This window comes from Pseudomonas sp. CFBP 13719 (assembly GCF_014842095.1).
Classification (GTDB): Bacteria; Pseudomonadota; Gammaproteobacteria; order Pseudomonadales; family Pseudomonadaceae; genus Aquipseudomonas.
This window is the reverse complement of the sequence record NZ_JACYVB010000016.1, coordinates 15,092-27,878: the sequence shown is the minus strand read 5'-3', so window position 1 is coordinate 27,878 and position 12,787 is coordinate 15,092. Positions and strand designations below refer to the sequence as shown.

Below are 12,787 nucleotides of genomic sequence, written 5' to 3'. Positions count from 1 at the left end.
CACTCGGCGCCGCGAACTCCCCTACCCTGCAACGGTCACTATCCAGGCAAGTCCCGGATCTGTCCCACACCGAAGCTTACGTGCCTGGCCACCGTTTTCCCGTCTGCCGCCGCTGTATCGACGGCAACCGCAGGTGGTTCGTCCCGCCTGGCTTTCACGGAGAAAACCCTATGCTGTTGTTGTGGATCGTCGCCCTCGTGGTCGGCATCGCCTGGCTGGCCCATCGCCGCATCGCCGCCCTGCCCGCCATGGGTATCGTCGCCGTGTTTCTTGTGATCATGGGCGCGGCCAGTCACGCGCCTGGCTGGCTGCTGACGCTGTTCTGGCTGTTGCTGATTGCCAGTGCGCTGCCATTGCTGCTGCCGGAGCTGCGCCGCAAGCATTTCAGCGCACCCTTGTTTCGCTGGTTCAAGAAGACCCTGCCGCCAATGTCCGACACCGAGCGCGATGCCATCGACGCCGGCACGGTCTGGTGGGACGGCGAGTTGTTCAGCGGCCGGCCCGACTGGAACACGTTGCTCGCCTACCCCAAGGTGCAGTTGAGCGCAGAAGAACAAGCGTTCATTGACGGCCCGACCGAGCAGCTCTGCGCCATGGTCAGTGACTGGCAGATTGGCCAGGACATGGACCTCCCTCCAGCAGCCTGGACTCACATAAAAGAACACGGCTTTTTCGCCCTGATCATTCCAAAGGAATATGGCGGCAAGGGTTTTTCCGCCTATGCCCACTCCCAGGTGGCGATGAAACTGGCCACCCGCAGCGGCGACCTGGCCTCCACGGTCATGGTGCCAAACTCACTGGGCCCCGCCGAACTGCTGCTGCACTACGGCACCGACGAACAGCGCAATCACTACCTGCCTCGCCTGGCACGCGGCGACGACATTCCCTGCTTCGCCCTGACCGGCCCCCTGGCAGGCTCGGATGCCGGCGCGATGCCTGATGTCGGTGTCATCTGCAAAGGCCAGTGGCAAGGTGAGGAAGTCATCGGCATCCGCCTGACCTGGGAAAAGCGCTACATCACCCTGGGTCCGATCGCGACCCTGCTTGGTCTGGCCTTCAAGGCCCACGACCCCGAGCACTTGCTGGGCGACAAGGAAAACCTGGGCATCAGCCTCGCGCTGATTCCAACCGACACGCCGGGCGTGGAAATCGGTCGTCGCCATTTGCCACTCGGCGCTGCGTTCATGAACGGGCCGAACTCGGGCAAGGACGTGTTCATCCCCCTCGACTACCTCATCGGCGGCCAGCCGATGCTGGGCAAGGGCTGGATGATGCTGATGAATTGCCTGTCGGTGGGTCGCTCGATCTCCTTGCCGGCAGTCGGTACCGGTGCCGCCAAGTACACCAGCTTGGTCACAGGCCAATACGCGCAGATTCGCGAGCAGTTCAACGTCCCGCTGGCGGCTTTCGAAGGTATCCAGGAATCCCTCGCCAGGATTGGTGGCAACGCCTGGCTGATGGACAGCGCTCGCATGTTGACGGCCAATGCGGTGGACCTGGGGGAAAAACCCTCGGTGCTTTCGGCCATCCTCAAGTATCACCTGACCGAGCGTGGCCGCGATTGCATCACTCATGCCATGGATGTCCACGGTGGCAAGGGCATCATCATGGGCCCCAACAACTACCTGGGGCGCAACTGGCAGGGTGCACCGATCTTCATCACCGTGGAGGGCGCGAACATCCTGTCGCGCAACTTGATGATCTTCGGCCAGGGTGCCATCCGCTGCCATCCGTTCGTGCTCAAGGAGATGGCCCTGGCTGGCCGCGAAGACCAGGCTCAGGCACTGCTGGAGTTCGATGCGCTGCTGCTCAAGCACATCGGCTTCGCCGTCGGAAACGCGGCCAGTACCTTTGTCTTGAACCTGGGCCTTGGCCACTTCGAACAAGCGCCGGGCGACCGTCTTGCCCAAGGCTATTTCCGGGCCTTGAACCGGCAGGCAGCCGCGTTTGCCCTGCTGGCGGACCTGAGCATGATGCTGCTCGGTGGCGAGCTGAAGCGTCGCGAGCGGCTGTCGGCGCGCCTGGGCGATGTGCTCAGCTACCTGTACCTGAGTTCTGCAGCGCTCAAGCGCTATCACGACCAGAACTCGCCCGAGCACCTGCGGCCCCTGCTGTGCTGGGCCATGGAAGAAAGCCTGGGCCAGGCCGAGCACGCGCTGGATGGAATCCTGAAGAACTTCCCCAGCAAGGCACTCGGGTATCTGTTGCGTGGCATAGTCTTCCCGTTCGGTCGTCGACACACCGGGCCTTGCGACAAGCTGGAAGCCGAAGTGGCTGCCATCACCGGCCGCCACAAGGGTGACCCAGCACTGGAAGAGCTGCTCGCTGGCTGCTACCGCCCACAAGGCGCGGACGATCCGGTCGGCGCGCTGCAGGTTGCCTTCGACCTGCTGCGTGACAGCCAGCCGCTGCACAGGAAGCTGCAACAGGCCTACAAGGCGCGCCAGTTCAGCGCCACGCCCGGGCAATCGCTGATCGACGCAGCCTTGGAAGCTGGCGTCTTGCAACCCGCCGAGGCGCAGACGTTGCAACAGGCTGAAGCGGCGCGACGCAAGGTGATCGACGTCGACGACTTCGGCAAGGAAGAGCTGCTGCCCACCGCGGACAAGGTCCGCTGAGCATCTGCGAAAAGACAGCGGGCGCGCGGAGCTTTATACTCCCGCGCCCGTTTCGCTCAAGAGGACCCCACCATGGCCATTAACCATCTCGAACACCACCTTGTCCTGCTCGACCATCTGCGCAGCATCCTCGTGGCTCTGGGCGAGGCGGAGCAGGTCCCTGAGGAAAGCCACGCGCTGTTTCTGGAGCGTTTCGATGAGCTGCGGGCGCAACTGCCGAACGACCCGGTAGAAAGCCAGTACCTGGGTCAGGACATCATGTGCCAGGTCATCACCCGCTACCCGCAGATCGCCCACCTGGTGCCGCGCGACCTGCTGTGGTTCTTTGCCGGCGACTGCCTGCACTACATGCCCGACGAAGAGATCGCGCTGTATCAGGCGCTTGAAGAGCGCCGTTTCGAAGCCGAGGAGAACGACGAACCGTTCGACTGGAATCAGGAGAAGCAGTTGATGGCGATGTCAGGGCAGGAAGCTCGCCACTGACTGGACGCCGGATGCATAACGACAAAGGGGTCGCTCATCGAGCGACCCCTTTGTCGTTTCAGCCAGGTAGGATCAGATCACATCTGATCCAGCAGACCCTCCACTTGACTGGCGAACCCTAGCCCACCATCCACTGCGGTGTAGCGCAGGTTGACAATGATGTCAGTCAAGGTATCGAGCATTTCGCTTTGAGGCGCACGATTGTGGCGAGGGAATTTCAGCTGCCAGCTGGAAACCGCACCCGTCCCCTCGAACGGCAGGTAGCGCTCGTCATTGAAGTCGAGCATGAACAGGCCATCATCGTCCATGCCACTGGACAGCGCGATGCTTTGGCTGGCACGGGGGTTGAACAGGATATGCTGGGTGTTCGCATCCGGCAGGCCGTACAGCGAATTCATCGCCCGCAGGTCGGCCTTGGTCACGGTCTTGCTGGACACTTGGGTCAACACGCCATGGATCTGCTGATAGGGCCCGACCACAACCGGCAGTGATACCGAGACGCTGACCAACTGCCGCAGGTAATGCCCCGGGTAATCGCCATCGAACAACGAGCAGTGAAGGTCGAACGTCAGTTCCCCGCGCTCCTTGAGCTGGGTCAGCGCCATCTCCCAGCGCTCTTCGCTGCCTATCTTCTCGAACAGAGACTTGAGGGAAACGGTCTTGGTCAGCTCCAGACGCCGTTCATTGCGTTTCAGGTAGGCCGCCTCCATGCGCAGCAGTTGCAGCTTCAGCGCGTCGCCGGCGGTGAGGCCGAAGTAGTTTTCGAACCACACGTTGGGCTGGATGAATCGAGTCTGGAAATCACCCAGCTCATACTGCCAGCAGGCTTCCAGATTCAGGCTCAGCGCGACAACCGCATCGTACGCCTGGAAGTAAAAGGTCGACAGCTGACTGAGCAGCCATTGGTACAGGCCGGCATTGGTGCTGCGGGTTTTCAGAAATGCATAGTAGTCCTGCGACTGCTGTTCGCTGCGTACGGCATGGGCCAGTTGCTCACGAGCGGATTCTATCTGCAGCTTCTGGGCATTGATCTGCTTGTCCACCGCCGACAGCTCAGCCGACGCCTGGTCGCGCTGAAACTCCCACTCGACCAGGCGGCGCCGGTATTGCTCGTTGATGGCAAGCATCTCGCCATCGATACGCATGGAATCGGCCGCAATTCCGGCGATCACGGCCACCGCCTGAACGGCGGAACCTGCGCGGGTGTGTCCACCGCCCACAGCCGTGACGATCACCGAGCCCATATTCACCGCGCCGGCGACACGTTCCAGGGCCTGAGTGCCTGCGCTGGCGATGGCGGACTTCAAGTTCAGGTCCTTGGCCCGCTCCTCTGCCGACGAAACGTTCTCTTCGGCCAGCTTTGAGTAGTAGTCGAAGCGCTGCCTGATGACCTGGCGACTGCTGGTCAATGCCACCAGACCTGCGTCAGCTTGGTCGATCGCCAATTCCTGCAGCTTGATCCCGAACTGCGACAGCTCCAGGACGTGGGACTGTTGCAGTTCTTCCTGCTCGGCACGATCCTTGAGCTCACGGTAAGTGCGTACCTGCTCGCCGAAACGAATCAGGGTCTCCACCGCATTCTGCACCCGCGGCAGCAGCGCGCGGAAGCGATACGGCGGAATCGGCGCCATGCCACCGACACTGCGCTGTACCAGCCCACTGGCGCTGTTCTGCGCGCGCAGCAGCATTTTCGGGTCCACCGGCGGAGCATAGAGCGGCAACAGCAGCGGCTTGCCGTCGATGGTCAGATTGTTGCGCAGGTTCTCGAGTCGCCGCGCAATGTCGTCCCAGATATCCAGCAGCTGGGTGTTGACCGGCAGGCGGAAACGTTCGGAGTCGAGCAGTTCGAACCACGGCCGATCCTCACCCTGTATGGCGGGTAGCGAGCGTGCGCTCAGTGGATGTTCGTACCGTGCGAACGTTTGCCCGTTCATTTCAGCAGCCACGCCCAGGCTGACAGGTTCCCAGCGACCGACCATGCGGTTGTCCGGTTTGTTACCCATCAACGACAGCGCGCGCACGTACATCAGCTTCGCCTCGTTCAAACTGTCGCGGGTCAAGCGACGGTACTGGGAATCGCCATATGCCATGAGGTTGCGCACATACAAGGTAAAGATCGCCTTGCGGTAGTGCTCTGGATGCGAATAGCAGATCGCGTCGGGATCGCTGATACCGACCACTTCATAATCACCGCTGCTGACCTCCTCCAGCGGGCGCACCGACCAGTACAAGGGGCTGGGCGGTTGGGTGGGCTTGATCTTGGCTTGCGGGTTGAAAATGTAGTGGAGCCACTCTTCGGCACCGAAGAAATCGAACTCGTTGTGCAGACGGTGGGCGACCGCATGGGGCACATGGAAAAACAGCTCCCAGAAATATCGCCCGTTGGCGCCATGGAAGTCCATGTATCGCACCTCAGTGCTGCCAGGAAGCGGCGGTTCCTGCATATGCTGGGTGGACCAGTTGAGTACGGCATCTACCGACACGCTTGCCTTGGCAACCAGGTCTCTGGCAAACAGCGTATTGAGGCGGACGTATTGCAGTCCATTCAGCCGCAGCGCGGTCAAGTCGAGAAACTGCCCTCCAGTCGCCTCGTAACGCAGTTTGGGACGAGCCTCGGGCAAAGCATCGAGCGTGACCACATAATGGTCCCGCGAAGGTGCGCTCGCTATGTCGCCAAAGCTGATGTCGATGGTGGACGGAATGTCCCCGGGTTGTGCGCCAAACACACACATGACATCCGGCGTCCAGGCATTACCGTTCAGAGCGATGTTGCTGAAGTCTGCCCCTGCCTTTCGTACCCCGTTGACATAACAGTTCAAAATCAAATGGCCATTGTGCGGGCGTCCTGTCGTGGAGTTGATGACGGTCTTGGTAACTTGACCACGAACCCGCAGGCAGTAGCGCCCTTGATTGTCGATGCAGAACCACACCACCAACCGCATCCATCCACTCAGTGCACCAACGCTGTGATAAGCCTCTTCATAGCCTTGAGTCACTGCAGGGTGGGTCCAGCGGTCGCTGGCCAGTGGATGTTGCAATGAATTGTCTGCGTTGGAGAAATGCTGCAGGGCATTGAGCATTTTTCCCAGATAACCGCTGACGCCAGTGTGATCCACGACATCGTGAAACAGCACATTGAACCGGGCATCGAAAATCAACCCTTCATAATCCGGCTTGTCTGCATTGGTAACGCCATAGGCAAAGACAATCTTCTTGTCGTCCGGATCGGCTTCGCTGACGAAGGCCACGAAATAGTCGGCGTCTGGATTGTATTTACGCTTATCCTTGAGCACCGTGACCATGGCCGGCGACCAACTGTCATCGATCATTCGGTAGGCAATGTTCAGGCTGTAACTTGGCACGGACTCGTGGGTACCTACCACGTCGTCGCCATCGGGGCGTTCGCGCATCTTTTCCTGCTGACTGATCCACGCGACATACAAACGGCCGTCCAGCAGTAGCGGCCTGATGTGCAGGATTTCGCTGCCCGAGGGGATGTTAACCGGCAACCACTCGCTCCAGGCAGTGGGGCTCAGGTAATCGTCACCTTCGGCCTGGCCGGTGGCCTCGCCAAAACGTACCTGGGCCTTGCGCCAGAAATACTGATAGGGCTCGACGTTCTGCCGCCCCAGAAAGTAGTAATCGGCATTACGAAAGTCCACCCCATCAATATAGCCGGACACTACGTTCAGATTGCTCAGGTGTTCGAATTTGTTCAAATAGTGCCGCAGAGCATTCTGCACGGACTCTTTGGACGGGCGACTCTGATTGATGTCGTTGGTGAACTCCGTGAATGCCTGCGTCTGATTCAGACGTAGTGTGGGTTCGATGTAGTTCTCGGGGTAATCCTGCAACATCTGATTACCCGCCCAGATAGCGTACTCACTCTTGCTTTCGCGCCAGAGTTGCTGCGCCTGCTTGTCGAAAATTCCACGATAGCCAGGCTCCATCCCATTGTAGATGGCATGAATATATTGCTGCAGACTGGCCATACCCATGGCGATACGACTGGTATCGACAGCGGCATTGACCTGGTTATCGATAAGCAGGTATTCGTACAAGTCCTCAGGGGTTTCCAGACGGCGAGCGCCGGGCACAGGGTGTTCAGGAACAATTTGACCCAAGTAGTAACCGACCAGGGCGTCGCGGTGGGATAATAGTAATTCAGGTGTATAGACAGTCATGATAAAGCCTTCAGCTATAATTACAGGAACAGCAGATTAGTTAATTCGGTCAACATCAGTCACATTGAACAGATGACTACCAGTACGATGCTTATCACCGATAGCTCCTGATTGCCTGTTGCCAATGTTGACGATCACCGTCATCCGGCCGTTATCGTCGGTTCTTTCCCGCGCCTTACGGATGACTTGTAACCTGCTATCGCCTATGCATTCCAGCCCCGCAACGGGTACCTCTCCATACAGCACCCTGTACCCCAACGTAATATCTTCCATGGCAGGTATCCAAACGCTCCGCCCCTCGATACGCACTCGGCTGTCGGGGCTAGTGACGATTGTCCTGAAATCCGGACGCCGGTCTTTTTCGTCAAGTGGGATGTGATGGATTAGCGTATCGACGGCACTCATACCGTTCTCAAACATTATCAACGTATCTGGATGCGCTGTAATCGTCACAGTTCCAGCGTCATTTCTGATGTAGTCACCGCTGCTGCTAGCGCCCTGTTCATTAAGTGAAAGCGGCGATTCTGAACCTCCTCCTATCATCACGTTCCCGTCCACAAGTGGGCGCCCACTTCGAGCGTAGAACTGGCATGTTAATACGTCTTTTCCTACCGGAGACCAACTCTGCAGCTTTGCCTCAACCAACTCTCTTACACATAAGCTGATAGACGCTGTCACACTCAGGTTCGTCGTGACGTCCAGTCTGAATGAATTGCTATCTGCACCGCCGGCCAGGAATTCAGCCGCCAGCCCATCTAGATGCAGTTGAATGCAGCCGTGCTCATCGGCATATATTTTTTGACCACGTGCCGGCGTTATAGAAATGCCGTGCAGGTCAGCTTTATCTTCAGCTATCGACCATTGCATCCAGGCAGCGTCATCGCCGATATCTCCGCGCACCGCGCGGATATTTAGGGTTCCCTGCCCACCGCGCGGGATGACGAACGAACTGCCATCAAAATGTTTCAACAGGTCGCTCGTTTCAACTTGCAAAGATTCATGAGCACGCATTACCGCAACAGAGAAATGAGCCTCATTGCCCTGCCCTACTCCCCGCGCGGTCACTATTTTATCGCCATGATCACTGCCCACAAAACGATGCTCGAATATGGCCCATCCTTGACTGTCGGTGTAGCTGGTTCCGAGCTCTCGATCGTCTTGATGCCATGTCACCGGTTGGCGGCTCAATGCTGGCTCCAGGCGTACACGGAACTGCGCTGGGCGTGACTGGCCGATGCCGAAAATCTGCTCCAATGGCGCATGTTCGACCAGACTTGGCAGCTCGAAGATAGGCGTCGCGGCACTGGCGAGGGGGCGCAATTGGGTGTCCGACACAGTGGCATCAACGCTCACTATCACGGACCCTGCCTGGGCTGCGGTGAAATTGATGCGGGCAATACCCTGCCCATCGGTGATGCTCGTAGCTTGCTGATCAAAGCCGCCGACGGTGCAACCCCAAGTCACTGTGGCGCCGATTACAGGCGTTTCATCCAGGTTGATAATGCGGCAAGTGACCTCTACCGGCTGGGTCGCCGCGATGGCGCTCGCGAAGCGTATGTATTGAAAGTAAGGCTGTTCCAGGAACCTGACGGGTTGAAACGCGTGCTCGTTACCGTTGAACTCGAACACCGCTAACACGCTGGCCGGACCCGACGGCTGGCTGTGCAACGTCGCATACGCCAGGCCTTCGCTATCGGTGCGCGTCTGCGGACGCAGGAATTGACCCAGGTCCGTCTCCCACTGCACCACACGATCGCGACCCACGTTGCCATGCATATCCACGAGTTCCACCGCAAACTCGATTTCTTCACGGTCGCCCGCCAGCGCCTCGGCAGGATTGGGGTAATGGGGTACCTCGATGAAGTCAAGGGTGCTTTCATCGCAATCGATCCGCACCAGCGGCGCCTGGATCTGCCGGTCCAGACCGTAGGTGGCGGTGACCTGAGCGGTGCCCATCTCATCGCCAGCCATCAGGGTCACGGTCATTTCGCCATTGGCGTCGGTTTCCGTCATCGCGGGTAATTGCAGTTCGCCCAGGCTGGTACGCCAGGCGACTCGAATACCACCCATCGGCTGGCCCAGGAAGTTTCTGACGGTAATGGTGAAGCGTGCGACCTCGTCGGTCCTGGCCACCAACAGCTCACGGTCGACAATGATCCATGAAGACTCGCTTTGCCCCAGTTCACCTTCCACTTGTTTGCCTTCACCTGACAGGCTGGCGGTCAAGCTGGCCAAGGCACCCTCGCCAGCGGCCCGGTAGTCGTTGCGCGAACTGTCGCTGCGCAGCCGACTCAAGTCGACCACTGCCGTGGTGCCCAATTGCAGCTCGTTACAGAACTCGCGAATACGGATCAGGTGATCCAGTTCCAGCACCGTCAGCAGAATCCCGTTGTCAGTCAACAGCGCGGCTGTTTGCAGAATGTCGCGAGTGCCGAAGCCGATAAATCCGGCGATCTTGCCCGCAGCATCTTCGCGTACAAGTTCGGCATCGGCATCGCTGAGCTCTTCGGGCAGGCTGTTCACCAGCTGTAGGTAGTCGAGCAACTCCTGCTCACCGCGACGGCTGAATTTCACCACTCGCTGGTACTGCACCAGGCTGTAGAGGTCTGCAAAGCCGATGTCGTCGATCAACCAGGTGGCGGATCTTGTTCGGCGAACTTGCGCCGGGCGGCCGAACCACTCAGGGTTACGCACAAAACTGCGCAAGGCCATGGCGCTGACGTTCAGCTGTTGCGCGATCGCTGCCCGGCGGGCCAGACGTGCCAGGATGGTCAGCACTTCATCGCCCACGGGCACCGCTACACCGGCGCCCCCCTCGATGGCGAACACCCGCAGTACTTCGGCAAGCAACTGATAGGTCGTGCCACGCGCCCACAGCAGCAGCTCGCGGCACTGCTCGGCAGTCACCTTCAAGGTGCTGGCCAGGCATTCCCAAACCAGGCTCTGCTGAGCGGCACGTGCGTCCATCACCACACTGAACAGTTTGATGCGCAGGTCGGAGATCGCTGTGACGCCATGGCGGCTCATCACGCGATCGATCAGCTCCAGCAGCCGCTCGGTATAGTAGGCTTCGTCCTCGTACTCGGGGGCCATGATGCTGCGATCAATGATCAGGCCGTCACCGGAAACGAACGCTTCGAATTCAGCCAGCCAGTCAATCGCAGTTGGCGCATCACCCGCTGAATACTGCGGTGCACCTGCTTCGACGAAGGTCGCCTGGCTGACCAATACCGCTCCCATACGTGATTGAATCTGCTTGAGCAGATCGATCTCGTGCTCGGTCGCTGCCGCAACGGGAGTCAGTGGCATGACTTGCTGATACAGCCAGTTGACAGACAACTGATGCGTGTTGCACCACTTGATCACATCGCCCAACGACTGAATCACGCTCAAGGTGTCAGTCATTTCCGAGTGCTGATACACGGCGAGTCGAGGCTGCGCCAGTCGGCTCACGTACTGGTTGGCGCTCTGGTTGATCAATTGCAGCAAGGCAATCGCCTCGATACTGGAGATGCCCAGGCAGCGTGGCAGCTTCACCAAACGGTAGAACGCCGAGACCACAGCGTGGGACCAGCGCAAGCTGTTGACGTCAGCGTCGGCCTGGCTTTCGCTGTTTTGGCGGTGAAGCCCTTGGGCGATGTAGCGAGCAACGTAAACGTAGGTTTCGAAACTGATACCCAGCGCGCTGCAGAGATGATCGACCTTGCGGTACTGATTGTCCGTCGCCGGGACGATTGGAAATACGCTGTCGTCCAGACACAGCGGCGTTTCAAACAGACCGCTGGCGTTGAAAATGCGGTCGAACTGCGGAATATCGCTGCCGCACGCATACAGGCCTACGCCATGAACCAGCGCCGCGAAGTCTTCCGCGGTCACCTTGAAATCGCGTTGCAGTTGTCGAAACAGCCCCAGCATGCGCAGGGTGTTTTCAGTGATTTGAAAACCATGCGGGTTCTCCCCGCACTCGCTCTTGAAGGCCGCCGACAACAGCAGGTCGGTGTCGGCAAAGCTCAGCTCCATCCACCGCGACAGGCGGATGACGCGTTGCAGGCGGTCGAAATGGCCGTCAGTGTGGCCGGTGAAACGGTGCATCGACCCACCTTCACTGACCACGCCCAAGGTCGGCGCGATGCCCGCGTTGACGTAGCTGGAACCGAACACCGCGGGCGATGCCGGCGCCAAGCCGGCCACATTGGGCGAGGCTACCGGTGCACGCGTTTCGATGGACAACAGGTCTTCCAGTTGCGTCTGGTTGATGCCTGTGCGCTTGCAGAAGGTAACAATATCCACCAGGGGCTCAGCATCGGCAACACCGTAGTGACGGTTGTAGAAGCCGGCCTGAGCCACGGCCATGGCTGCCTGGCGCTGGAGGCCTGGGGCCTTGCGGGCGAGGTTGGTCAGCTGAAAATAAGGCGCCTCCATCAGCAGTGCACGCTGCTCGGGGCCGAACGCGGCGTCCAGTTGCAGGGCATCGTCGGAGGCCGCCGAATGCAGGCCTTGCTCTTTGAAATAGGGAAACTTGGGGTCGAGTTGTCGAACCGCATCGCCCAACTGGTAGCGCTTGCGCTGCAGCACATGATTGATCTGCGCCTGATACCGCTCATATGGCAACTGGAACGGATAGCGAGTGGTCAGCAGTGCATCGTCTACCGCCTCATCGCTGCGGTTACGGCTGTCGAGAAACTCGCGCGCGGCGCGCTCGAGAATCTCGTTGACCACGACTACGGTGGGCTCGACGCGCTCCAGGCTCACCGGATCCAAAGTCAGGTCAACCAGATCGGGACGACGCTGGGCCAGCGTGATGGCTTCGCCTTCGATGGCCAGAGGCTCGACTGTCTGGGTAGCCAAACGGTACAGGCTGGTCAGATAAGCCGCAGGCGAGGTGGTTGCCTCGATAGCACCAGGCATGCAGTTGCTGGACCAACTGGGGGTGAACTGGCTTTCGAAGCTGGGGCCGTCGACCAGCGCACGGACACCGCTGCGGGCCATGGCAGCCGAAGCCGGCTCGCTGGCCTTGAGGCGTTGTTCGCGCATCTGTCGCGCTGCGAGCACGGCCACCGAGCTTGCGCGCTGATGCAAGGTCTGCGCTTGATCTACGTCAAAACCCTTGCCGAGCTCGATCAGGTCCTCGACGCTGCCTTGAGCGATCTGCATTGCCGTGCAGTCTTGAACCTTGGACAGGATGTCGAGCTGTTCGGCATTGACGGCGATATGCTTCATATGTGCGGACAGGGTGTTTTCCGCCGGTGTTTCATCTTTCATGGCTGTCTACCTTTGCTGTTCGGCGCAGGCCCGCGAACGGACTGCGCAGTAAAGCCGCCACACTAGGTAATGTTTCCCTAGGCGTCGCCTGACAGAAGTGATAGGTAGATCCATGTTTTGAAAGAAGAAATGTGTATATTCGTAGATGACACGCTTCGACCGAGAGCCTTTCGCATCGATGAGAGTCCGGCGGATGAAGTGCAGTGCGAATCAGTGTCTCCGATCAGGCTGCATAAGCTG

General features: G+C 59.3%; 4 protein-coding genes. 2 read left to right on the top strand and 2 right to left on the bottom strand.

Features of this window, described 5'->3' with window-relative positions:
- The first annotated feature begins 170 nt into the window (after positions 1-170).
- Together IFT57_RS26490 and IFT57_RS26485 are read left to right on the top strand one after the other, a co-directional pair.
- Positions 171-2,618, top strand: coding sequence for an acyl-CoA dehydrogenase (locus tag IFT57_RS26490; RefSeq protein ID WP_192153205.1), 2,448 nt, complete (start codon positions 171-173; stop codon positions 2,616-2,618).
- A gap of 72 nt (positions 2,619-2,690) precedes the next feature.
- Positions 2,691-3,101, top strand: a complete 411-nt coding sequence (locus IFT57_RS26485; RefSeq protein ID WP_192153204.1) for a PA2817 family protein — start codon at positions 2,691-2,693, stop codon at positions 3,099-3,101.
- 77 nt (positions 3,102-3,178) lie between these two features.
- Here IFT57_RS26485 and IFT57_RS26480 read toward each other — a convergent pair whose 3' ends face one another.
- Both IFT57_RS26480 and IFT57_RS26475 read right to left on the bottom strand, forming a co-directional pair.
- Entirely contained in the window at positions 3,179-7,285 is a 4,107-nt protein-coding gene (locus IFT57_RS26480) for a Tc toxin subunit A-related protein (RefSeq protein WP_192153203.1), read from the bottom strand.
- A gap of 36 nt (positions 7,286-7,321) precedes the next feature.
- Complete coding sequence (locus tag IFT57_RS26475) at positions 7,322-12,547, bottom strand: Tc toxin subunit A (RefSeq protein ID WP_192153202.1); 5,226 nt, start codon at positions 12,545-12,547, stop codon at positions 7,322-7,324.
- Between the last annotated feature and the right edge of the window lie 240 nt (positions 12,548-12,787).

Excerpts from the sequence above, each read along its gene's own strand:
- IFT57_RS26490 (WP_192153205.1), top strand. The coding sequence starts at position 171 with ATGCTGTTGTTGTGGATCGTCGCCCTCGTGGTCGGCATCGCCTGGCTG.
- IFT57_RS26485 (WP_192153204.1), top strand. The coding sequence starts at position 2,691 with ATGGCCATTAACCATCTCGAACACCACCTTGTCCTGCTCGACCATCTG.
- IFT57_RS26480 (WP_192153203.1), bottom strand. The coding sequence starts at position 7,285 with ATGACTGTCTATACACCTGAATTACTATTATCCCACCGCGACGCCCTG.
- IFT57_RS26475 (WP_192153202.1), bottom strand. The coding sequence starts at position 12,547 with ATGAAAGATGAAACACCGGCGGAAAACACCCTGTCCGCACATATGAAG.